Consider the following 21,608-nt stretch of genomic DNA (forward strand, 5'->3'; position numbering starts at 1 on the left):
CACAAAATTGCTCGCACGCATCGCAGCCACTGGAGCCCTGAGCCTGGCCCTCCTGGCCAGCCTCGGTCTTCCGGCTACGGCAGCCCCGATTCCCCCGAACAACCCCACAGCCGCCCCTGGCAGTTTCGCCGAAGCAAATCTCGCCGCTGATCGCACGGCCGCGAACTTCTTCTACCGGATTCCTGCACTCACCTACTTGGGCAATAACGTGGTCCTGGCTGCATGGGATGGCCGTCCCGGCTCAGCCGCCGATGCTCCCAACCCGAACTCGATCGTGCAACGCCGCAGCACGGACGGCGGCCAGACGTGGGGCCCTGTGCAGGTCATTGCGGCCGGACACGTCGCCGACGCCAGCGGCCCCAAGTACGGTTACAGCGATCCCTCATACATTTACGACGCCGAGGCAGGCAAAGTCTTCGCCTTCTTCGTCTATTCCAAGGACCAAGGCTTCGGCGGCAGCCAGTTCGGCAACGACGACGCAGACCGGACCGTGATCTCCTCGGCGGTTATCGAGTCCTCTGATGGCGGCGTTACGTGGAGCCAGCCACGGCTCATCACCAATGTCACCAAGCCCGGGACCAGCAAGAGCAACCCCGTGGCTGGCGATGTACGTTCCAACTTCGCCTCTTCGGGCGAGGGCATCCAGCTCAAATACGGGCCACACAAGGGCCGCCTCATCCAGCAGTACGCCGGCGATGTCCGCCAGGCCGACGGCACCAACAAGATCCAGGCATACAGCGTCTACTCGGACGATCATGGCGTGACCTGGCACAAGGGTGCCAACGTGGGTGACCGCATGGACGAAAACAAAACCGTTGAACTCTCCGACGGCAGAGTCCTGCTGAACTCCCGCGACAACGCCAACCAGGGCTACCGCAAGGTGGCAATCTCCACGGATGGTGGTGCCACTTACGGTCCGGTCACCCAGGAGACTGAGCTGCCGGATCCAGCCAACAACGGGGCCATCGCCAGGATGTTCCCGAATGCGGAGCAGGGTTCGGCGGACGCCAGGAAGCTGATCTTCACCAACGCAAATTCCAAGACCGGCCGCGAGAACGTCTCTGCCCGGGTATCGTGCGACGACGGCGCCACCTGGCCGGGCGTCCGAACCATTCGTTCCGGCTTCTCCGCCTACTCCACGGTGACCCTCGTAGAGGACGGCAAGTTCGGCGTCCTCTACGAGGGCAACTACACGGACAACATGCCCTTCGCAAAGTTCGACGACGCCTGGCTGAACTATGTCTGCGCACCGCTTTCCGTCCCTGCCATCACCACCGCTCCCGGTGCAACCCAGCAAGTCGCCGTGACGGTGACCAACCAGGAGGCCACCACGATCTCCGGCGCCAACGCCACCGTCTACACGCCGAGCGGCTGGTCGGCCACCACGGTGCCGGTTCCCGACGTCGCGCCTGGTGCTTCGGTGACCGTCAACGTAGCGCTGACCGCTCCGGCGAACGCCAGCGGTCCGCAGAACCTTAACGCAGCATTTACGACGGCGGACGGCAGGGTTTCGCAGTTCAGTTTCACGGCGACGGTCCCGGCGGCCCCGCAAGTGGGGCTTACCATCACAGGCTCTGCGCCTGCGCGTGACGTTGTGGCCAGCCCGTATCAGGCTGGGGAGGCACTCAGCTACTCCTTCACTGTGAAGAGCACGTCCAACGTCACGGCAAACGCCGTACCTGTTTCGGGGAGCTTCGACTCCGGTTTCCTGCCACCGACTGCACCCAACTGCCGGTTCAACAACCTGGCGGCCGGAGCCAGCTATAACTGCACTACCGCCAAGCATGTGCTGACTGCCGAGGACATCGAGCGCGGCTACTTCGTGCCCGAGGCGAGCTTTACCATTACAGCCAGTTCGACGCCGTCGCTCACCAAAACGGTTCCGTTCACCGGCGCTGCGGTGGCCCTGCGCGACGGCCTGGTGGCAGCGGACATCAGCGGGGCGCGTACCGACGTCGGGCGTGACCTCGCAACCCAGCCCTACGCAGCAGGCGACCTTTTCCCTTACGCGTTCACGGTGAAAAACACGGGTCCGCTCGTGGAGAACGTGGTGCCCACCGCCGGCAACTTCAGCCCCTTCGTCCCTGAGGGGCCCGGCAATTGCCGTTACCTCACCCTGCCGGCCGGGCAGAGCTACCAGTGCGCCACGCCGCGCCACACCGTGACCGTTGAGGAAGCCGACCAGGGCTTCTTCGTGCCAACCACCAGCTGGCAGGTCGGCTCGGCGGGCCAGAGCACAAGGAACTACGGGATCGACGGCGGCGAGGTGGACTTGAAAGTCCGGGAACCGAAGCTTGAAGGAACGGTTTCCGCGGTCTGGGAAGACGCCGACGGTGACCGCTTCGCCAGCGCAGGCGATCCTGTGACGTACACCTACACCGTGGGCAACGCAGGCAATGTGGCGCTGACGGGCCTTGAGGCAACAGGGTCTGGAATCACTGAAACTGCCCTGCCCATTGGCGGCACGGCGACGGCCACGCGTGTCCATGTGCTTACCGCCGGGGACGTCGCAGCCGGAAGCCTCGCCGCCGTAACTTTCGATGTGACGGCGCACAACGGCACCAAGGAAGTGGCCGCCACTGCCGAAGGCGACGCGCTGGCCCTCAACGTCCAGCCCGCAAAGCCGGACACCGAGCCCGCACTGAGCATCCAGGACTTCGATGGCCAAACGGCGTCGTTTGATCTGGGCACGGGGGAGAAGTATCGCAATGGCCAGAAAGTGACTTTGAAGGGCTTGGAATACGGGCAGTGGTACTACGTATATCTGAACAAGCACAGTTACCGGCTCGGATGGATCTTTCCCACCACGGATAACACCGTGGAATTCATTCTTCCATCGGATGTAAATAACGGCCGCGACGATGTTGTGGTCCTGGATAAGGACGGTACGCAGGTCTCGTTTGATCGCCTGCAGGTGACGCCAAAGGGCTAGAGGCAGAGCCTGGGCAAAACAGCGGACCACAGAAAGTTTCCTGCGGTCCGCTGTTTGCCGTCATATGACCTGAATTTGGTGCGGCGACAAGACAAATTTCCCGAAATGTGCTGTATGTCATATTTTGCTCTCAGTCTGTACTCTGTGACTCGACTGGTTGCGCATTTTTGACAAGACCTGTCACGAACGCAGCGATTCAAATGTTGACAGACCCAGGCGATGGAGCCCGGGCCTCACTCAGTGAAAGGTGCCATCACTCGTGAAATCACAAGGAAAGAGCTTCGTCAGAAGCGGGGGGCTTCGAAAGGCAGCGGCTCTGGCCGTGGGCTTGCCATTGCTGCTCTCTTCCATGGCGTTGCCGGCCCAGGCAGCTCCCTCCCCGGAGACCGTGTCCGGGAATCCGGCAGGCGTGGCCAAGAAGAACCTTGACCCCAGCGCCTACAAGGACGGCCGCTACATGGTTGTCCTGGCAGAAAAGCCTGCGGCTACATACGACGGCGGTACGCCGGGTTTTGCGCCCACCAAGCCGGAAGAGGGCAAGAAGCTCGATTCCGGCAGCGTCGAGGTGAAGGAATACCAGGAACACCTGCAACAGGCGCAGCAGGACGTTGCGCAGCAGGAAAACGTCACCATCGAACGTGACTTCACCACCGCCGTCAACGGTTTCAGCGCCAACCTGACGGCAGAGCAGGCCATCAACCTCGCCAAGGACCCCAAGGTCCTGATGGTCGCACCGGACACTCAATACGCACCTGACTACTCCACCACCGATTTCCTGAAACTCAGCGGGCCCAACGGCACCTGGGCAACGCAATACGGTGGCCAGGAGAACGCCGGAAAGGGCACAGTTGTTGGTGTCATCGACACCGGATATACCCCCTCCAATCCCTTTTTCGCAGGCGATCCGGTCGGTCCGCTGGTCGGCGACCCCCAGGTGGGCGTCCCTTACCGGACCGCTGACGGCAAGATCGCGATGCTGAAGGCAGATGGCGATACGTTCGTCGGCGAATGCCAGCCCGGTACGGACACAGGCGCCAGCTACGACGGCAGTGCCTGCAACTCCAAAGTACTCAGCACCCACTACTTCGCGGATGGCTTCCTGGGAAGTGTTCCCCCGGAAAACCGTGCCCCCGAGGAAGTCATCTCGCCCGTAGACGTGGACAGCCACGGCACCCACACCGCAAGCACAGCGGCAGGTAACGGCAACGTCGACGCCGTGGTGGACGGCCGCAGCTTCGGTATCACCAGCGGCATCGCACCCGCCGCCAAACTCTCCATCTACAAGGTCTGCTGGGAAGACACAGATCCCACGACGGGCGGATGCTACGGCTCCGCATCTGTTGACGCAATCGAACAGGCCATCCTGGACGGCGTGGATGTGCTGAACTACTCCATCTCCGGTTCCACCACGACCACTACCGATCCCGTATCGCTGGCTTTCCTGTCTGCTGCGTCGGCCGGGATTTTCGTGGCAACCTCTGCCGGGAACTCCGGACCAACGGCCAGCACCGTCAATCACGGAGCACCCTGGTTGACCACTGTGGCTGCGACCTCTTTCTCGCAGGAACTGCAAGGCACCGTTGAATTCTCCGATGGCAGCAAATTCCGCGGAGCGAGCATCATGAACCACGAGGTGAGCGGGGCCGGCGTCGTGCTTTCCACCAACGCTGCAAGCGGTGAAGGCAACGCAGCGCTGTGTGCTCCCGGCTCGCTGGATCCGGCCAAGGTGACCGGCAAGGTTGTTGTCTGTGACCGTGGCGTGGTTGACCGCACCGCCAAGAGCGCGGAGATCCTTCGGGCCGGTGGCGTCGGAATGATCCTGGTGAACCTGGTGGAATCATCGTTGGACACGGACAAGCATGCTGTTCCAACAGTCCATGTGAATCCTCCAGCCACGCAGGCCATCAAGGACAAGGTGACGGCCAACCCCGCCATCACTGTGTCCCTGCTGGACCACGACACCACAGGCCTGCCCCTTGAGGCGCAGCCGCAGATCGCCGGATTCTCGTCCCGCGGTCCCTTGCTGGCAACGGATTCAGACCTTCTGAAGCCCGACGTATCAGCACCCGGCGTCGCTATCCTCGCCGGCGTTTCACCCATCGGAACCGGTGGAGACAACTTTGGATTCCTGTCGGGAACGTCCATGGCTTCCCCGCACGTGGCCGGTTTCGGCGCCCTGATCCTGGCCAAGAACCCGAAGTGGTCCCCGGCAACGGTGAAGTCGGCCATGATGACCACGGCCGGTCCGGTGAAGCTGGCCAACGGCGCCATCAACAAAGATGTCTTCGCCACCGGCGCAGGCCAGGTCGATCCCGCCAAGGTCCTCAGCCCCGGCTTGGTTTACGACGCCACCATCGAGGACTATCTCAAATTCGTTCAGGGCACGGGCATGGACCTCGGTATTGAGGGACTGGGCACAACGCAGCCGCGGGACATGAACGTCCCCTCGTTTGCGCTGGGCAACCTCGCCGGCAAGATCGAGGTCACGCGTACAGTTACCGCCCTGACGCCAGGCCTCTACCGCGCCTCCGTCAACGTTCCCGGTGTCAATGTCAAGGTCACCCCATCCGTGCTGAACTTTGGCGCTGCGGGTGAAAAGAAGACGTTCAAGGTGCAGTTCGAGAACAACAATGCAGCCTTGGGCAAGTTCGCCATGGGTTCACTCACCTGGCAGGGCGCAAACAAGACCGTCACCTCGCCCATTGCCGTCCGTCCGCAGTCAGTCATCGCGGATAAGGCCATGGCGTTCACGGGAACGGGCCCCAACGGCTCGGCGGCCATCAACATCGTCTCCGGCACCAATGCACCGGTGGGAGTCACGGTTGATGGGCTTTCCAAGGCGGATTCCTCAGCAATTGAACTGGTTCCGGGACCCTTTGCCGGTGAGACCAACGCCTCGAACTTCGTCAAGAAGGTGACGGTGGGGGAGAACAGCGCCTTGGCCAAGTTCTCCGTCATATCCTCGGACGAAGCCGCGGACTTCGACATGCTCGTCCTGACCCCGTCGGGCCAGCAGCTCCCGTCCGCGACCGCCTCGGCCAGCGAATCCGTCACCGTGGCCGATCCCGAGCCAGGCGACTACTACGTTTTCGCCAACCTTTACGCGAGCCCCAACAACCAGCCCACCAAGGCAACAGTTGATGCCGCGGTCCTGGGGGCCAACGAGGGCAACGCCACGGTGACGCCCAACCCGATCCGAGTCGCCAACGGCAAGGCCGGCACCATCTCGCTGAACTGGACCAACCTTACGCCGGGCTCCTACATTGGACGCCTGACGTTCGAGGGCACCAGCGAACCCAGCTTCGTCACGGTAGTGGTGGGTCCTGCCGGTGCCGCGGTTGTTCCGGATAACGAGAACCCAACGAAGGGAAAGCAGGACACGAAGATCCGCGCAGACGAGCCAACGCAAAGCAGTAACGCAAGCTAGCTCGTCGAAATCACAGCAGTGGCCGGTGGATGATTCCGCCGGCCACTGCTGTTTCGTCCGGGGTGTACCTAGATGGCGCCGGTTGACGCTCCCGCGCCGCCCAGGAGGGGCGCCATGGCCCGCCAGCGTGCGATCTCGCAGCCATCGGTCCGGCTGAGCTTGCTGTGGACCTTCCGCCCACGGAACCAACCTGTCACCAGGGCCACCTGCGGGCCCCCGTACTGTTGCGTGCAGATCCGGTCCGGACGCGGAACCGGGAAGAACACTTCCTCACCAAACTGCTCGACGGCGGCAAGGGCTGCCGCTGCGTCCGGCAGGTTCGAGTCGATCGAGCCCGGCTCCGGAGACAGAATGCCCTTCGCGGACCGCAGATAGAACTCAGTAGGCGCGGCGCCAGGTGCCTCTGTCAGCGTGACGGTGAGGTCGACGTCGTACTCGCTGCTGTCGGGAGAAAGCATGGTTACCTTTCGCTGGTGGCGGCGGGTGCTTGCGGCAAGAGTCCCGCGAGACGTTCCCTACAGAAGCGGTTCGATTGCCTGAAGCACGCGGGCCCGCAGCGTCTGGGATTCGGCTGCAAAAGCCCGCTGGTACTCAACGTACTCGGCCTTGCCCTGCGGTGTCTCGATCCTGATGGGCGGGTAGCCCCATTCTTCGAGGTCGTAAGGGGAAGCCTGCATGTCCATGGTCCGGATCCGCCACGAAAGTTCGAAGCAGTCCATCACCAGCTCGCTGGACAGCGCCGGAGTCAGTTTGTAGGCCCATTTGTACAGGTCCATGTTGGCGTGCAGGCAGCCCGGTTGTTCCATGGTGCGCTGGTTCCCACGTGTGGGAGTGAGCTCGTTGAGCGGGACGGCGTCCGGTGTGTAGAAGCGGAAGGCATCGAAGTGGGAACAGCGGATACGGTTCTGCTCCACCACGGTGTCAGTGCCCTCCGCGCCAAGCCGTAGTTTCAAGTATTCGTGCCGCAACTCGAATTTCTCCTGCCGGTACACCATGGCCCACTCATGGAGGCCGAAGCAGCCGAACTGGCCCGGGCGCTTCGCGGTGCCGCTGAGGATGATGCCAGCGAAACTGACGGCCTCGGCGCGTTGGGCCATGAAACTGTCCCTGTCAAAGGTGACGGCGGGCGTACCTGGCTGCAGTCCGACGGCGGCGAGGTCGCCGTCGTCGAGCACGCGGTAGAACTTCCAGCCGGCGCGCTCAAAGACGCGCTCGCCGCTCAGCACTACGCCGTGACCGGGATGCCAGCGCAGCAATTGACCGGGTTTCTGGGTGTAATACGTGAAGAGGAAGTCCTCCACGGGGTGTTTCTTTCCTGCCGACCGGCGGGCCAAATATGGGTCTGCGTAGCGTGCGACCCGCGCATGATGTGCTGCCTCCATCCCGAGCCACTGCTCTTGGGGGAGGTGCCGCGGCCTAAGCTGCTCCACCGCTGGAACCGATAATGGCGCTGGCCGCATCCCACAAGGCGATCTGGCATCCGTCGGTACGGCTGTAGGAGACATGGACTTCCACGCCGTCAACGGCGCCAGTCACCTTGGCAGTTTGCGGTCCGCCGTACTGCTGCGTGCACGCTTGGTCGGTCTTGATCGGGGCAGGGCCCAGGAGCGAAGGATTGTTCTTCAGTGCCGTGCAGGCCGCGTTCGCGGTGGGGTGTTTACTTTCGGCTGCCGGGGCGCCGTTTATGCAGACGAGCGTATAGTTCTGCGGTGCTGCATCGGCGGCCTCCAGCACGATGATGGATAGTTCAGCGTTTCCCTGTCCCGGCGTGGGCGTGGTTCCGGGCAAGCTGGGGTCCGGTGTTGTGTCTTCGGGGCCGAGCGTTGTGGGCACCTGGGTTGGCGTTGGGTTGGCTTGTGTGGCGCTCGGAGATGCGCCGCTTGGACTGACGGACGACGACGGCAAGGGGGCAGCGCTGCTCGACCCACCCGGGGCGGGGGTACCCGAGCAGCCGGCCAGGCCAGCGAGGGCCAGGACAGCAATGAGGGGCCGAACGGCTTGTAGGTGCCGGACGAAGTGGCGCGGGCGCATTGAATCTCCTTGGTTGCTGCCGTTTTATGCCGGAGCGGCAATGCTTTCGGGCTGGCTGATCCCTGCCCACACCTCATCGAGGGACAGCCCGAGGACGTCTGCTATCGCTGCGATGGTCTGGAATGCCGGGGTTGCCACACGTCCGGACTCGATCTTCCGGAGTGTCTCCGGCGAAACCTGGGCCTCGAGCGCAATTTCCAGCATGGAGCGCCCTCCTCGAGCGCGACGCAACATGGCGCCGAGACGCTGTCCGCGCTCGACCTCTTCAGCTGTGAGTGGCAATCTGACCATGGCTCCAATTCTAATACCGGGATAATATGGCCGGGATAGTTATTGGTTGAATGGGAGGGCGCCGCATGATCGAGATTCTGAACCGCACTGAACTGCATCGGGCGAAGGAGGCCGGAGCACTGGTTGCCGAGATCCTTCAGGCAATGAAAAGCCGCAGCGCAGTGGGCGTCAATCTTCTGGAGATCGATCAGTGGGCCCAGGCCATGATCGCGGAGGCGGGGGCCCAGTCGTGCTACGTAGACTATTCGCCCTCCTTTGGGCGCGGTCCTTTTGGGCACTACATCTGCACGTCCGTCAACGACGCCGTCCTCCACGGACTGCCTCATGACTACGCGCTTGCTGACGGCGACCTGGTGTCCCTGGACATCGCTGTTTCCAAGAATGGGGTCGCTGCAGACTCCGCTATCAGCTTCACGGTGGGCGAGTCAAAGCCCTTGGAGAGCTTGGCAATGATTGACGCAACTGAGCGGGCGTTGAGTGCAGGGATAGCAGCGGCCGGTCCTGGCGCCCGCATCGGTGATATCTCCCATGCCATAGGCTCGGTCCTCAGCGAAGCCGGATACCCGATCAATACCCAGTTCGGTGGTCACGGCATCGGATCGACGATGCATCAGGACCCGCACATCGCCAATACCGGGAGGCCGGGCCGTGGCTACAAATTGCGCCCGGGACTACTGCTGGCGCTGGAGCCATGGGTCATGGCGGACACCGCCGAGCTCGTTACCGATGACGACGGGTGGACGCTGAGAAGCGCAACAGGTTGCCGCACAGCCCACAGTGAGCACACGATAGCCATCACCGACGACGGGGCTGAGATTCTCACCTTGGCGCGCTGAGTGGGTCTCGAGTGCTGCTGCGCTGGTCTCAGGTGCCGCTGCGCTGGGTTGCCGCGATCAGGCCGGTCATAGCCTGGTGGAGTTCGGCCACCTCCTCGCGGCTGAGCTGCAGGAGCTCCCGGATTGCACCAGGAACCGCCGTTGCCTGATCCCGAAGTGCTGCTCCCTTTTCTGTCAGCTTGACGGCAAGCGCGCGCTCGTTGCCAGGCACGCGCTCGCGGGTAATCAGCTGTGCTTCCTCAAGTCGTCGCAGGAGTGGGGACAAGGTGGCGGGCTCGTGGAGGAGGCTGTCGCTAATGTCCTTTAGTGTCCTGGGGCTCCGTTCCCAGAGTGCAAGCATCACAAGGTACTGCGGATGCGTCAGCCCGAGCTGTTCGAGGATGGGCTTGTAAATGCCCACAACACTCCGCGAGGCAACCGTCAACGCGAAGCACAGTTGGCGTTCCAAAAGGAGGTCGTCAGTCTCGCTGGTCAGGCTTGCCTCATTGGTCAGGCTCGTCTCATCCGTCTGGGTCATGGCCGTCTTCCCCACTCAATTAGTTAGTGCACTAATTGTTAGCGTACTATGAACTTGTTGAACCGTCTAAAAGAGGAGTCGATCCGCGTGGCAAAGGAATCCTTTACCCAGAAATTCATGCGCGCTACGGGAAAGCTGAGGGTCATCTTTGGCCCGGCACACAGCAGCTCCATCGATCACGAAATGACCGAGGCCAACCGCAGGCTCCTGGCCCAACGCGAGGCGGAGACGCAGCAATGGGAAACCCTTCGCCGTCCGGACGGCAGTACGTATGTGGTTCCCCGTAATCCAGGCGACAAGTCGCTGCGCTAAGCCTTTTCGCCCGCCGCGATTCCGCGCCTTTTCCGGCCTGCGGGCGTAAAATTGGCGTACTGGTACGGCATGCGCCGTCCTGCCGCTTTTCTCTCTCCCGTTGAAAGGAGGTGGAAGAACATGGGACGCAAGTTGGAAAACTTTCAGCACGTGACCGAGCGGCTGCAGTCCGTATTCGGACCAGCAACCCATGGGGACACGGATGCCCCTGTTGTGCATAAACACGACGACTTCGAAACGGCTTCCGAGGAAGACTTGAAGACCTTCGACATTGAGACCGATTCCGAAGGCCATCACTACGCCGTCCGGAACAACGATCCAGGGCCAACTTCAACCGACTACAGCGTATGACCACCAGTAACTGTGACCATTCCTAACTGTGACAGGCAGTAACAACGGCACCCAAATACCGAAGGACCGGACCGCGAACTCCGGTCCTTCCTTGTGTAGGGCAGGCCTTAAGTAGGGTGGGCTTCCTGCCGGCCGGGCTTGCTTCCCGGGATCCTACCCACCCCTGTTGAGCCACTTATAAGCATGCTTATTATATGAGTGCATGGACATGTGATGGGCACGCATACGTTCTGGGAAAGGGGGCTGTCAATGAGCGCTCAAGATGATGCCGCAATGGCCCGGGGAGGCTCTGGACGGGCCGATCACCCGCAGCGACGGGTCGCGCCGGGCAATTCCCGGCCCACGCGAACAGCAGCAATCTGGGTGGCAGTAGCTGTGGGCCTGGTGGTGTTGGTCCTGTTGATCGTCTTCTTCGTCCAGAACCAGGACATGGTCACTGTTCGCTTCTTCGGATTGGAAGGCGCACTCGCCCTCGGCACCACGCTGTTCATCGCAGCTGTTGGAGGAGGCGTGCTGGTGGCGCTGGCCGGGGGTGCGCGGATTCTTCAGCTCAGGGTGAGCAATCACCGGCGCCAAAAGATGATCGGCGGACAAGGAGGCGGACTATGACGGACACTCCGCTGGAGGACGAGAAGTCGCCGGACCGGCCTGCTCCAGAGGATGGCAGGGAGGCTGCCGGTCTCCTTGGTGACGCTCTTTCCCCGGTGGTCGCACCTGAATACACGGACGAGGAGCGACTGTCCGAACCCGATAAGGAGGGCAGGCAGGAAGCGGGCGACAAGTAATTAAGTGCGGAAGGACCGGAGCATGTGCTCCGGTCCTTCCGCAATTAATCCCGACGGCGGCACTCCCTGACGATTCATGTTCCGCCGGGGTGGTGGTCGTCTTAGCCTTCGCAGTCAGTGCAGTAGGCGACGCCATCCTTTTCGCGGGCAATCTGCGAACGGTGGCGGACCAGGAAGCATGAGTTACAAGTGAACTCGTCGCTTGCCTGGGGGATGACCTGGATGATGAGTTCTTCAGCGACGATTTCGCCGCCGGGACCGTTGGCGTCCAGGCCGTCGGTTTCGTCGAGTTCAAGAACCACGCTCTTGGCCGTGGGGGCGCTGGCGGACTGGAGCGCCTGGAGGGACTGCTCCTGGTTCTCTTTTACATCGGTACGGAGTTCGTCGTAGTCGGCTGCCACTTTTTGATGCCTCTTCGTGTTAGGGGGTTACCGGGTATGCAACGTACAGCATGCCATGAAAATTCCATACCATACCCCAGATACGGCGCTTGTGGCGAAAACCACGTGCGTGGCGGCCCAAAAAGGCCGCCACGCCGCGCCAATTGCCCTCTATTATTACCGCACCTCGATGTCCAGAGTCTGGAAGCTGTCCGCAACATGGCGACCCACCAGCAGGCGGAAGCTTCCACGCTCGAACTGCCAGCCGCCGTCGTAATGCGCGAAAGCCTTTGCCGGGATGCGGACTTCAACGCTGTCAGTCCCCGCCGGAGCAAGGTGGGTTCCTGCGTAGCCTGCCAACCAACGGACCGGACGTTCCACAGCGGAACCGGTGCGCTCAAGGTAGACCTGAACCACTTCACGTCCCGTACGCGTGCCCGTGTTCTTCACCGGGACATGCACAACCACGTCGTTGCCGGCCGTGACCGACTGTGGTGCGTGGGCGGTGCCGAACTCGAAGGTCGTGTACCCGAGCCCGAAGCCGAAAGGCAGCGCCGGAGCGGGGCCCCCTTCGCCTTGCTGCTTGAGCCACGCACGGTAGCCAACATGAATTCCCTCGGAGTAGACCACCTTGCCGTCCACGGGAGTGGTGTTCAGGACCGGAACATCCTCCAAGGCTGCCGGCCACGTGGTGGGGAGCCGACCGCCAGGTTCCTCGGCGCCCAGCAGTATGTCTGCAATCGCGTTGCCGAACTCCTGGCCACCGAACCAGCCCAGCAGCACCGCGTTGACGTTCTTGAGCCACGGCATCACCACAGGTGAACCCGAATTCACCACCACCACCGTGCGTGGGTTGACGGCGGCGACGGCTTGTACGAGTTCGTTCTGGAACCCCGGAAGGTCCAGGTCCTTTCGGTCAAAGCCCTCGGATTCGATGGCCGCATTGGTTCCGACGACCACCACAGCTACATCTGAAGCCCGGGCGGCTTCCACCGCGGCGTCGATCTCCGCCTGAGGATCCGCCACCACGGTTTCTTCGCCCAGCAGGATTGCCGTGAACGGGATGATCTGTTCCTTGGGCAGGCGGTATTCGGCTTCGATACGCACCAGCTGGCCGGCTGCGGTCTCAACTGCGTGAACAGTCTTGGGCGGGTCGAAGAGCGCGGCACCCAGGACGTCGGTGTCGTCCTGGATTTCGTCGTTGAAGACTTCGGCTCCATCCAATGAGAGGCGGATGTGCCCTACTGTGCCCACTCCGAGGTGGTGGACACCTGCGGAATCGGCTGTCCAGTCGGTCTCCATCCGGATGATGGCGGCGCCTTCCGGGATGCCGATGCCGAACCAGATCAAGTGTGACGCCAGGCGGTCTTCGCCCGAGAGCTCCGTGTCGTCTTCTGCGAGGAACGTCACGCGGATCCCAGGGACATTGGAGACCGGATTGTGCAGTGAAGTCCGGGGGAACGCCTGAAGGCCCTCGGCCACCTTCGCGCCACGCGCATAGGTGACTTTGACGCCGTCGGGCAGTGCTTTGCGCAGCCCCTCCAAGGGCGAGACGGTGTACTTGGGCATCACCGTGGCGCTCCCGCCGCCTTGGGTGCGGGCCTCTTCAGCGTTATGGCCGATCACGGCCACGCTCTTGAGCGTCGCGGCGTCCAGCGGCAGGAGGCCGCCTTCGTTGCGGACCAGGACGGCGCCCCGGACGGCAACTTCACGCGCGACGGCGGCCCCGTCCAGTTTCGCGGGGAGCCCGGTGACAGCGGGTTCGAAGCCTTCGAGTGAGCCGACGCGGGCAGCGAGTCGCAGGATGCGGGTGACCTTTTCCAGAATGGCCTCGCGGCTGACGCGGCCGTCCTCGACGGCGGCCAGAAGTTTGGGACCCCAGTGGCCTACCGGTCCGGGCATTTCCAGATCCTGGTGCGCGTTTGCGGCATCAACGGAACGCACTCCCGTCCAGTCGGAAACCACCACGCCGTCGAAGCCCCATTCTGTGGAGAGCGGGGTTTCCAACAGCTTGTTTTCGCTCGCCGTGGTGCCGTTGATGGAGTTGTAGGAGCTCATGACCAGCCAGGCGCGGGCCTCCGTGATGGCGTCTTCGAACGCTGCCAGATAAAGCTCGCGCAACGGGCGTTCGTCCACCACGGAGTCCGAAGTGAAGCGTTCCGTCTCGGCCTCGTTGGCCAGGTAATGCTTGGGAGTCGCCCCTATGCCCATGGACTGCACGCCGGCAACGTATCCGGCGGCCATGGTTGCCGTGAGCCGCGGGTCCTCGCTCATGCACTCGAAATGACGGCCACCCAGGGGTGAACGATGAAGGTTGATGGTTGGGCCGAGTACGGCGTGGACGCCCTTGCGGCGGGCCTCCTGCCCGAGAACCTGGCCGTAACGGCGAGCGGTTTCTACGCTCCACGTGGCGGACAGGGCGGACGACGACGGCAGGGAGATTGAGTCGTGCCGCTCGTCGAAGTCTTCGCCGCGGACGCCTGCCGGACCATCGGACATGACGATGCGGCTGAGGCCGATTTCCGGGATGGCGTGGGTGGACCAGACGTCCGCTCCCGTCAGTAGTTGGATCTGCTGCTCCAGGGAGAGGCTCTGTGCGAGTTCCCGGATGCGCTCTTCGGCGTCCGGCGATCCGGTTTGCGGGGCCGTGACAGCGGCCGACAATGTGGGGTTCATTTTATTTGACTCCTTTGATGCGGATGACCAGGAGAGCGCCGATAGGTCTCATGGAGAGACTGTAGCGATAAAAATCGAGTGTGACTAGATTTTTAGACAATAAATCTAGGATGACTCGATTTTTGATGCGTGAAATAGACTGACTCAATGTCAACTTCCAAGGCCCGCGGGCAATACGCGAAGGGTGCGGAACGCCGCGAACAGATCATCCAAACGGCGACGGACGTCTTTGCGACCGAAGGTTTCGAAGGGACTGCTCTCAAGCGCGTGGCGGAACTCGTGGGGGTCAAGGAAGCCACCCTTTTCCACTACTTCAAGGGCAAGCAGGAACTCCTCACTGCAGTCCTGGCAGAGCGTGACCGGCGGTCCATGTCAGTGGTCGGCCAAGAGGAAGCGGGGCTTGGCCTCATGGCGCCGATCGCCGAGCGGAACCGGCACGAGCCAGGGCTGACCACCCTGTACGCTGTCGCGTCGGCCACAGCCAATGATCCCGGACATGACTCCCACGGCTACTTCAAAGAGCGTTACGAGGACTTGGTGCAAGGCCTTACTGAAGACATCGCCCGCCGGCAGCAAACCGGTGAAGTCCGGAGCGACGTTGACGCGGCCCTTCTCTCCAGGTTGGTTGTTGCGGCGTTCGATGGCCTGCAGTTGCAGTGGCTCTATGACAAAGACGTGGACATGGCCGATGGGCTAAGGCAGCTGATTGACGTCCTGCTGGCGCCGGTGCAGCGCGGCAAAGGTGAACGCGGCAACGGCTAACGCAAGGAAGGACCGGGGCGTCAGTGTACCGGATCGAAGGCGAGGGCGGCCGCGACCGGAGCATTTGGCCGCGGTTCCTCCGGAAGGTCAGGGCTGGCCCCGAGTCGCCGTATGATCTCCGGGGCCATCATTTCCTGCCATCGCAACTGCTTTTCGTAGTGCCTGGCGCGCAGTGACGGCGTGTCCGCGGAGCATCCGCAGATCCGGCTTGCGTTCAGCCGCTCGGCTGCGCCCTCCTCAGCGGCTCACGCGTGGCAGCAACGCGAACGCGCTCTCGGCAATCCGGGTCAAGCGGGCAGGGCTGTGGCCGTACGCACCGACGACATCTGTCCCGCGGATCACGGTTAGCACGAGGAATGCCAGATCTTCAGCATCGGCATCCGGGTCGATGTCTCCGTTGCGCTGCGCCGCGCGCACACACTCGGCCACCGCCGTCACGAGCATAGAGAAACATTCGGCAGCAATGCGCTGCACCTCGGCGTCTGAGGCACCGATCTCCAGAGCCATCTTGCCCGCGAAGCACGCAGCCGCCGCCCGGTCGGAAGCTGGGGGCACATCGTCGGCTAGAGGCACCCCGTGGACGGCGCGGAGTAGGTAGCTGTGGAGCCGTTCCAGTGCGCCGTCGTCCGTTCCGGCGAGAACCTTCGCCGGAACGTTTCCCAACCGGTTGAAGTATCCGGTCATCGCTTGCACCAGCACACCGTGTTTACCGTCGAAAGCGGCATAGAGACTGCCGCGGCCCAGCCCGGTGGCTGCGCTGATGTCGTCCACGCTCGTGCCGTTGTAGCCCGACTCGCGAAATTGCCGCTCGGCGGCATGGAGAACGTGGTCGCGGTCGAAGGTTCGTGGTCTCGCCATACATACAAGATAGAGCCGAAAGGTCGTAATTGACAAATCAGTACAGAACCGCCTAGCGTTGTTGACTGTTCAGTACATAAATGTCTGACTCCCCATATCTGGCGCGGCGAAGTCACGCCTATAGTCGAAGGAACCAACATGCAGACAGCTTCCCCGGTGGCCCTCGTGACGGGCGCTTCCTCAGGAATCGGGCGGGCAGCAGCGCGCGCCCTCGTGGACGCCGGCTTCTCAGTGGTCGGTACGAGCCGAAACGCGGCGAACGCCCGCCCGCTTGCCGGGGTGTCGTTCCTCGATCTCGATGTAGCCAGCGACGAATCGGTCCATTCCCTGGTCGAGAAGGTGATCGAACGGTTTGGTCGGATCGACGTCCTGGTCAACAACGCAGGCGTGGGCGCCGTCGGCGCCGGAGAGGAAAGCTCGATCAACCAGACCAAGGAGGTTTTCGACATCAACGTCTTCGGCTTGATGCGGATGACAAACGCCGTGCTGCCCCACATGCGGGCCAAGGGCAGTGGCCGTGTGGTCAACGTCTCCTCGGTACTCGGTCTGATCCCAGCCCCCTTCATGGCCATCTATGCCGCCACCAAGCATGCAGTCGAGGGCTACTCGGAGTCCGTCGACCACGAGCTTCGCGAGCACGGCGTCCGGGTGCTGCTGGTCGAGCCGGCCTTTACAAGCACGGGTTTCGAGGCGAGCAGCCTTGCACCGGACTCACCCCTGCCGGTCTACTCCGCACAGCGGGAGGTCTCCCGAGACGTACTGGCCACCGCCTTACGTACCGCCGATGACCCGGACGTTGTCGCAAAAGTGATCGTCGCTGCCGCCACGGACTCCAAGCCCACACCCAGGTACACCGCCGGCTCGATGGCCGGACGCGTCAGCGTCCTGCGCCGGTTCGTGCCCTCGCGCACCTTTGACAAACAGATCCGCAAGCTCAACCAAATGGCCGGCTGACGCCGAGGCCAGCACCAGCATCTCCCGTCCGACCCCTCTGAGGCAGGCTCACAACGCATGGACTTCGAACACGTCACTTTCGACTTGCCGCACGGCACTTTTCACGCTCTGCAGGGCGGTGACCCCACAGGTCAACCGACGATCTTCCTGCACGGATTCCCGGACCACCCGCCAACGGCGAAGGCGTTCCTCGCCGAGCTCGGCCGCCAGGGTCGCTACGTCCTCGCGCCCTGGCTTCGCGGTTACGCCCCGTCCCCGACCGCGGGTCCATTCGATTTCGCATCCTTGACCAGCGACGTGGTCGCACTGATCGACCAGTGGTCTCCCCAGCGCCAGGTGGACCTCATTGGCCACGACTGGGGTGCTCTGATCACGTACGACACCACCGTCACCGCGCCGGAGCGCATCAAACGCGCAGTCACGCTCGCTATCCCCCACCCCCTGACATTCATCGGCCGGCCCCGCCCCGCCCAGCTCCGCCGGAGCTGGTACATGGCCTTCTTCCAGCTTCCCGGAAGCGGCATGATCGCCCGAGCCCGCGACTTCGCCCTCATCGACCGACTCTGGCGTCAATGGTCACCAAACCTGACGCTCGACCCGGCTCTCCAAGCGGAGCTACACGAGCACCTCGGCGCGAGCTTTCCCGCACCCCTCAAGTACTACCGGGAGATGACCCGCCTGGGCATGCTGAAGGCTGCACGCCGCCTCTCCCACCCCATCACGGTGCCCCTGCTGCACATCCACGGCGCAGACGATGACTGCATCCTCCCCCCGAACGTCGACGACCGGCATCGATACGCCGCTCCGCACGTGCGAGAGATCGTCCCCGACCTCGGCCACTTCCTGCACATCGAAGCCCCCGAAGCGATCGCGGAACGGATCACGACATGGGTGGCAAGTGGCTCACCCGACCCTCGCGGCGAAACCAACCCAATGGCCGTCCAGAACCCGAAAGGCTGACCAAACCATGACTGAGACGACTCCTCCATTCACGAGTGACGAACTGGCCGAGGGCACTATCGACACGGTGGTGATCGGAGGCGGCGCCGCAGGACTGAACGGCGCTCTGATCCTCGCCCGCTCCCGCCGCTCGGTCGTCGTGATCGACAGCGGCTACCCCCGCAACGCGCCAGCCGAAGCCGTGCACGGCCTCCTCGCCCTGGACGGCACCCCGCCGTCCGAGATCCTTCGACGAGGACGGGAGCACGTGCGCCACTACGGCGGACGCATCGTCCTCGGCGAGGTAGTCTCGGCCGAGCCTGCCGCCCCCTCAGCTGACGGGGATTTGCGGTTCACCATCACCCTCGCCGACGGCCGCAGCATCACCGCCCGCCGCATCCTCGTGGCCACCGGCCTCACCGACGTTCTGCCGGACGTGCCCGGGCTCGCCGAGCACTGGGGGAACAGCGTGCTGCACTGCCCGTACTGCCACGGCTGGGAGGTCCGCGACGAACCCATCGGTATCCTCGCCACCGGCCCGGTCTCCATCGCCCACGCGTATCTGTACCGTCAGCTGACCGCGGACCTGACCTACTTCACGCACGGCACCGACCTGGACGAGGACAACCGCGCCCGCTTCGCCGCCCGCGGCATCCGCGTCATCGACACCCCGGTCACCGAAGTCGTCAACGACGAGGACGGCGCCCTCGCCGGGGTGCGCCTCACCGACGGCCAGGTCATTGCCCGCCGCGTCATCGCAGTCCTCGCGCAGCTGCAGATCCGCGCCCAGGGCCTGGAAGGTCTGCACCTGCCCGTGCAGGACCTGCCGAACAAGGGCCGCAGTTTCGCCTCCGGCACGGCCGGCATCACCGAAGTGCCGGGTGTGTGGGTGGCCGGCAACGCCACCGATCTGACCGCCCAGGTCGGGGCCTCCGCCGCGGCCGGCGCACTGGCCGGGGCCGACATCAACAGAATGCTGGCCATAGCGGATACCGACGCGGCCCTGCACGCGGCTGGACCGATTCCGACACCTATGTCTGAACGCGCCGGCGTCGAAACCCACCATTGATCTGCAACACGTCGCCCGACCGGAGATCGCCACGCCGACCTGGATCCGCGCGTACTCCAGCCCCTTCCCGACCCGGCGCAGTCCCGCGGTGTCATCGCGCTTCCCCGACAGGGCCCTCAGCCCGGTCTTCCGCCGATGGACGCAATCGACGCCAGCGCGCACCTGAACCCATCCTCTGACTACAACTCACCCAACCTGATGGAGAACACACAAATGACGGAACGCAATCCCATTCTGATCACCGGCGCCGGCGGACAGGTCGGCGGCGTGAGCAGGTTGATGGTCGACATGCTGCTCGAACAGGGCCACCCGGTGCGCGCGTTCGTGCGACGGGACGACCAACGGGCCCAGTCGCTGCGCGAGGCCGGGGCCGACGTCTTCGTCGGCGACCTGCTCAAACCCGCGGATGTGGCCGCAGCGCTGAAGGGCGTCAAGCGCATTTACTTCAGCATGACCCCGCAGCCAAACTACGCTGACGCCCTCACTTTGATGGCCGCGGCGGCGCGAGCCCAGGGCAACATCGAGGCCTTCGTGCACTTGTCCAACTACGAGCAGTCATACATGACGCTCGAGAAGATGACCGCACCGGAAGAGGAGCGGCGTTCCTGGCTCGGCGGACTGGTCACGGACTGGTCACCGCAGCAGCGGGCGCACTGGATCTGCGAGCGGGTGCTGGAATGGTCCGGCCTCCCGACCATCAACGTGCGCTCGACCCTGTTCGCCGAAAACCCCCATCTGACCTGGATGCTGCTGGGCCCGCTGAGCAAGGGTGAGCTGCGCCTGCCCTTCGGCAACCAGCGGCTCGCACCCATTGCCGTTCACGACTTGGCAGAGGTGTCCGTGAAGATGCTGCTCGACCCCGCACCGCACATCTCGAAGTCCTACGAACTCACCGGCCCGGAGCTGAAGGACATGCACGGTTTCGCTGAGGACTACGCAGCCGCGCTGGGACGCCAGATCGTCTACATTCCTGAGGAGCTGGAGGCTTGGAATGAGACCTTCCTCGACGAGACCGTCCTGCAGGAGTCCTTGGGCGATCCGGCTACGGCCCGGCACGTGGCTGACCACCTGGGGATCCAGACCCGGCTGATCGCCAGCGGTCGGTACGACGTCCTCTCCGACCAGCTGGAAACCCTGCTCGGGCGCCCACCGCGGACCCTGCGATGGGCACTGCAGAACAACACCAACCTGCGCCAGCTGGCGTCTGTCCCGAGCCACTGAGCGCCCAATCCCATGGACAAGAACATGACAAAACGACAGCGGGCCCTGGTAGTCGGCCTCGGGATCAGCGGGACCGCCTCCGCGCTGCGACTTCATCGCGCGGGCTGGGACGTGGTGGTGCTGGAGAAGGCCCCCGACCGGCGCCGCGGCGGATACTTCATCGCCCTGTTCGGAACCGGGCTCGCCGCCGCCGAACGGCTGGGCATCGCCGATGCCGTGCCGAATCGCGTCGCTCCGGAAGCCGTGAGCTACGAAGTCGACCGCACGGACCGGCGCCGCCGCGGTCTAAGCTACGCCGATGTGTTCGGCGGATCTCGACTCGTACTGCGCGGCGACATCGAAGACGCGGCCTTCACCGCCCTGCCCGACGAAGTGGAGATCCGGTACTCGACCGTGCCGATCGCGCTGGACCAGTACATCGACGGGGTGGACGTAGAGATCCGCAACCTGACGACGGAGACGACGATCGTCGAACGGTTCGACCTGGTGGTGGGGGCAGACGGACTGCGCTCGACGGTGCGCCGGCTTGCGTTCGAACCCGAGCAGAGCCCGATCCGTCCACTGAACTACATGATCGCCGCGTACAGCCTGCCCGAGGCGGTACCCGGCTACCGTCAACAAGACGGACTGATCCTGGCCGAGCAGGGTCGATCAGCGTGGGTGTTCCCGTTCGCTGACCGTCCGCCGACGGTGCTGCTCTCCTACCGCACCGACGACGTGGACGCCGAGTTCACCCGGCCAGCCATCGACTCGCTGCGCGCCGCTTACGGCCCCGAGCCCACCGGCTCCACGCTCGGTTGGCTGCTCGACCAGTTCGAGAAGGCCCCCGATCACCTGTTCGACTCCGCCGAGCAGGTGCACCTCGACCACTGGCACCGCGGCCGAGTCGTGCTCGTCGGCGACGCCGCGTGGTGCCTGACCGTTTACTCCGGCATGGGGGCATCCACCGGCCTGGCCGGGGCCGACCTGCTCGGCACCATGCTCGAACGCCACCCGCACGACGTGCCACGGGCCCTTCAGGACTGGGAGGACCACCTGCGCCCGTTCGTCGACCACCACCTCGGCAGCGGTGTGAGCATGCGCAGTTTCTTCACCCCAGGCAACCGCGCCGAGTTGCTGCTTCGGTCCGCGATGATCCGCCTCGCCCGGTTGCCGATCGCCGGCCGCCTGCTCGCCAAGATGAGGACCAACAGCGCGGGCGTGCGGATGAAAAGTCTGGATATCGCCGCCGCTGCAGCGTGAGTGGAGTTCCTCGAATACGAGCGGG

21 protein-coding genes are annotated in these 21,608 nt (G+C 63.7%); 13 read left to right on the top strand and 8 right to left on the bottom strand.

Annotated elements, in window-relative coordinates:
* Nucleotides 1-7: 7 nt before the first annotated feature.
* Both LDN82_RS02990 and LDN82_RS02995 read left to right on the top strand, forming a co-directional pair.
* Complete coding sequence (locus tag LDN82_RS02990) at nucleotides 8-2,932, top strand: exo-alpha-sialidase (RefSeq protein WP_224166319.1); 2,925 nt, start codon at nucleotides 8-10, stop codon at nucleotides 2,930-2,932.
* Nucleotides 2,933-3,281: 349 nt separating this feature from the next.
* Nucleotides 3,282-6,359, top strand: coding sequence for a S8 family serine peptidase (locus tag LDN82_RS02995; protein WP_224167448.1), 3,078 nt, complete (start codon nucleotides 3,282-3,284; stop codon nucleotides 6,357-6,359).
* Between the two features lie 68 nt (nucleotides 6,360-6,427).
* On the opposite strand, the gene LDN82_RS03000 is transcribed toward LDN82_RS02995, so the two are convergent.
* The 4 genes from LDN82_RS03000 to LDN82_RS03015 are packed head-to-tail and all read right to left on the bottom strand — an operon-like array spanning nucleotide 6,428 to nucleotide 8,681.
* Nucleotides 6,428-6,817 (bottom strand): serine protease inhibitor, encoded by a 390-nt coding sequence (locus tag LDN82_RS03000; RefSeq protein ID WP_224166320.1) that lies wholly within the window; start codon nucleotides 6,815-6,817, stop codon nucleotides 6,428-6,430.
* A 57-nt stretch (nucleotides 6,818-6,874) separates the two neighbouring features.
* On the bottom strand, nucleotides 6,875-7,741 hold the full coding sequence (locus LDN82_RS03005; RefSeq protein WP_224166321.1) for a 3-methyladenine DNA glycosylase: 867 nt from the start codon (nucleotides 7,739-7,741) through the stop codon (nucleotides 6,875-6,877).
* Between the two features lie 34 nt (nucleotides 7,742-7,775).
* Nucleotides 7,776-8,390: an SSI family serine proteinase inhibitor gene (locus LDN82_RS03010; protein ID WP_224166322.1), complete on the bottom strand. Its 615-nt coding sequence runs from the start codon at nucleotides 8,388-8,390 to the stop codon at nucleotides 7,776-7,778.
* 24 nt (nucleotides 8,391-8,414) lie between these two features.
* Nucleotides 8,415-8,681: a helix-turn-helix transcriptional regulator gene (locus LDN82_RS03015; protein WP_223947860.1), complete on the bottom strand. Its 267-nt coding sequence runs from the start codon at nucleotides 8,679-8,681 to the stop codon at nucleotides 8,415-8,417.
* A 65-nt stretch (nucleotides 8,682-8,746) separates the two neighbouring features.
* Here LDN82_RS03015 and map point away from each other — a divergent pair, with 65 nt between their 5' ends.
* The gene (map, locus tag LDN82_RS03020) at nucleotides 8,747-9,517 is read left to right on the top strand and encodes a type I methionyl aminopeptidase (protein ID WP_224166323.1); all 771 of its coding nucleotides are present in this window, start codon (nucleotides 8,747-8,749) and stop codon (nucleotides 9,515-9,517) included.
* A 28-nt stretch (nucleotides 9,518-9,545) separates the two neighbouring features.
* Here the strand turns inward: map and LDN82_RS03025 are convergent, their stop codons facing one another.
* Nucleotides 9,546-10,034, bottom strand: coding sequence for a MarR family transcriptional regulator (locus tag LDN82_RS03025; protein WP_224166324.1), 489 nt, complete (start codon nucleotides 10,032-10,034; stop codon nucleotides 9,546-9,548).
* A gap of 87 nt (nucleotides 10,035-10,121) precedes the next feature.
* Between LDN82_RS03025 and LDN82_RS03030 the strand changes: the two genes are divergently transcribed.
* The 4 genes from LDN82_RS03030 (at nucleotide 10,122) to LDN82_RS03045 (ending at nucleotide 11,482) form a co-directional block, all read left to right on the top strand.
* Nucleotides 10,122-10,346: a hypothetical protein gene (locus LDN82_RS03030; protein ID WP_224166325.1), complete on the top strand. Its 225-nt coding sequence runs from the start codon at nucleotides 10,122-10,124 to the stop codon at nucleotides 10,344-10,346.
* 120 nt (nucleotides 10,347-10,466) lie between these two features.
* Entirely contained in the window at nucleotides 10,467-10,697 is a 231-nt protein-coding gene (locus LDN82_RS03035; protein ID WP_224094138.1) for a hypothetical protein, read from the top strand.
* Between the two features lie 249 nt (nucleotides 10,698-10,946).
* The gene (locus LDN82_RS03040) at nucleotides 10,947-11,306 is read left to right on the top strand and encodes a LapA family protein (RefSeq protein ID WP_224094139.1); all 360 of its coding nucleotides are present in this window, start codon (nucleotides 10,947-10,949) and stop codon (nucleotides 11,304-11,306) included.
* Nucleotides 11,303-11,482, top strand: a complete 180-nt coding sequence (locus tag LDN82_RS03045) for a hypothetical protein (protein ID WP_224166326.1) — start codon at nucleotides 11,303-11,305, stop codon at nucleotides 11,480-11,482. The genes LDN82_RS03040 and LDN82_RS03045 overlap by 4 nt, the downstream gene beginning before the upstream one ends.
* 101 nt (nucleotides 11,483-11,583) lie before the next feature.
* Here the strand turns inward: LDN82_RS03045 and LDN82_RS03050 are convergent, their stop codons facing one another.
* Nucleotides 11,584-11,883: a DUF4193 domain-containing protein gene (locus LDN82_RS03050; RefSeq protein ID WP_224094141.1), complete on the bottom strand. Its 300-nt coding sequence runs from the start codon at nucleotides 11,881-11,883 to the stop codon at nucleotides 11,584-11,586.
* Nucleotides 11,884-12,039: 156 nt separating this feature from the next.
* Nucleotides 12,040-14,538 (bottom strand): glycoside hydrolase family 3 C-terminal domain-containing protein, encoded by a 2,499-nt coding sequence (locus LDN82_RS03055; protein ID WP_224166327.1) that lies wholly within the window; start codon nucleotides 14,536-14,538, stop codon nucleotides 12,040-12,042.
* Between the two features lie 147 nt (nucleotides 14,539-14,685).
* On the opposite strand from LDN82_RS03055, the gene LDN82_RS03060 reads away from it, so the two are divergent.
* The gene (locus tag LDN82_RS03060; RefSeq protein WP_224094147.1) at nucleotides 14,686-15,300 is read left to right on the top strand and encodes a TetR/AcrR family transcriptional regulator; all 615 of its coding nucleotides are present in this window, start codon (nucleotides 14,686-14,688) and stop codon (nucleotides 15,298-15,300) included.
* A 237-nt stretch (nucleotides 15,301-15,537) separates the two neighbouring features.
* Here the strand turns inward: LDN82_RS03060 and LDN82_RS03065 are convergent, their stop codons facing one another.
* The gene (locus LDN82_RS03065) at nucleotides 15,538-16,158 is read right to left on the bottom strand and encodes a TetR/AcrR family transcriptional regulator (protein ID WP_224094149.1); all 621 of its coding nucleotides are present in this window, start codon (nucleotides 16,156-16,158) and stop codon (nucleotides 15,538-15,540) included.
* 138 nt (nucleotides 16,159-16,296) lie between these two features.
* Between LDN82_RS03065 and LDN82_RS03070 the strand changes: the two genes are divergently transcribed.
* From LDN82_RS03070 to LDN82_RS03090, 5 genes are all read left to right on the top strand, one after another.
* On the top strand, nucleotides 16,297-17,112 hold the full coding sequence (locus LDN82_RS03070; protein WP_224094150.1) for an oxidoreductase: 816 nt from the start codon (nucleotides 16,297-16,299) through the stop codon (nucleotides 17,110-17,112).
* 57 nt (nucleotides 17,113-17,169) lie between these two features.
* Nucleotides 17,170-18,072, top strand: a complete 903-nt coding sequence (locus tag LDN82_RS03075) for an alpha/beta hydrolase (protein WP_224094151.1) — start codon at nucleotides 17,170-17,172, stop codon at nucleotides 18,070-18,072.
* Nucleotides 18,073-18,079: 7 nt separating this feature from the next.
* On the top strand, nucleotides 18,080-19,120 hold the full coding sequence (locus tag LDN82_RS03080) for an NAD(P)/FAD-dependent oxidoreductase (RefSeq protein WP_224094152.1): 1,041 nt from the start codon (nucleotides 18,080-18,082) through the stop codon (nucleotides 19,118-19,120).
* A gap of 135 nt (nucleotides 19,121-19,255) precedes the next feature.
* Nucleotides 19,256-20,341, top strand: coding sequence for an NAD(P)H-binding protein (locus tag LDN82_RS03085; protein WP_224166328.1), 1,086 nt, complete (start codon nucleotides 19,256-19,258; stop codon nucleotides 20,339-20,341).
* Between the two features lie 24 nt (nucleotides 20,342-20,365).
* Nucleotides 20,366-21,583, top strand: coding sequence for an FAD-dependent monooxygenase (locus tag LDN82_RS03090; RefSeq protein WP_224166329.1), 1,218 nt, complete (start codon nucleotides 20,366-20,368; stop codon nucleotides 21,581-21,583).
* The last annotated feature ends 25 nt before the right edge of the window (nucleotides 21,584-21,608 follow it).

The organism is Arthrobacter sp. StoSoilA2, assembly GCF_019977195.1.
Classification (GTDB): domain Bacteria; phylum Actinomycetota; class Actinomycetes; order Actinomycetales; family Micrococcaceae; genus Arthrobacter.

Excerpts from the sequence above, each read along its gene's own strand:
- LDN82_RS02995 (WP_224167448.1), top strand. The coding sequence starts at position 3,282 with ATGGCGTTGCCGGCCCAGGCAGCTCCCTCCCCGGAGACCGTGTCCGGG.
- LDN82_RS03000 (WP_224166320.1), bottom strand. The coding sequence starts at position 6,817 with ATGCTTTCTCCCGACAGCAGCGAGTACGACGTCGACCTCACCGTCACG.
- LDN82_RS03005 (WP_224166321.1), bottom strand. The coding sequence starts at position 7,741 with ATGGAGGCAGCACATCATGCGCGGGTCGCACGCTACGCAGACCCATAT.
- LDN82_RS03010 (WP_224166322.1), bottom strand. The coding sequence starts at position 8,390 with ATGCGCCCGCGCCACTTCGTCCGGCACCTACAAGCCGTTCGGCCCCTC.
- LDN82_RS03015 (WP_223947860.1), bottom strand. The coding sequence starts at position 8,681 with ATGGTCAGATTGCCACTCACAGCTGAAGAGGTCGAGCGCGGACAGCGT.
- map (WP_224166323.1), top strand. The coding sequence starts at position 8,747 with ATGATCGAGATTCTGAACCGCACTGAACTGCATCGGGCGAAGGAGGCC.
- LDN82_RS03025 (WP_224166324.1), bottom strand. The coding sequence starts at position 10,034 with ATGACCCAGACGGATGAGACGAGCCTGACCAATGAGGCAAGCCTGACC.
- LDN82_RS03035 (WP_224094138.1), top strand. The coding sequence starts at position 10,467 with ATGGGACGCAAGTTGGAAAACTTTCAGCACGTGACCGAGCGGCTGCAG.
- LDN82_RS03040 (WP_224094139.1), top strand. The coding sequence starts at position 10,947 with ATGAGCGCTCAAGATGATGCCGCAATGGCCCGGGGAGGCTCTGGACGG.
- LDN82_RS03045 (WP_224166326.1), top strand. The coding sequence starts at position 11,303 with ATGACGGACACTCCGCTGGAGGACGAGAAGTCGCCGGACCGGCCTGCT.
- LDN82_RS03055 (WP_224166327.1), bottom strand. The coding sequence starts at position 14,538 with ATGAACCCCACATTGTCGGCCGCTGTCACGGCCCCGCAAACCGGATCG.
- LDN82_RS03060 (WP_224094147.1), top strand. The coding sequence starts at position 14,686 with ATGTCAACTTCCAAGGCCCGCGGGCAATACGCGAAGGGTGCGGAACGC.
- LDN82_RS03065 (WP_224094149.1), bottom strand. The coding sequence starts at position 16,158 with ATGGCGAGACCACGAACCTTCGACCGCGACCACGTTCTCCATGCCGCC.
- LDN82_RS03070 (WP_224094150.1), top strand. The coding sequence starts at position 16,297 with ATGCAGACAGCTTCCCCGGTGGCCCTCGTGACGGGCGCTTCCTCAGGA.
- LDN82_RS03075 (WP_224094151.1), top strand. The coding sequence starts at position 17,170 with ATGGACTTCGAACACGTCACTTTCGACTTGCCGCACGGCACTTTTCAC.
- LDN82_RS03080 (WP_224094152.1), top strand. The coding sequence starts at position 18,080 with ATGACTGAGACGACTCCTCCATTCACGAGTGACGAACTGGCCGAGGGC.
- LDN82_RS03085 (WP_224166328.1), top strand. The coding sequence starts at position 19,256 with ATGGACGCAATCGACGCCAGCGCGCACCTGAACCCATCCTCTGACTAC.
- LDN82_RS03090 (WP_224166329.1), top strand. The coding sequence starts at position 20,366 with ATGACAAAACGACAGCGGGCCCTGGTAGTCGGCCTCGGGATCAGCGGG.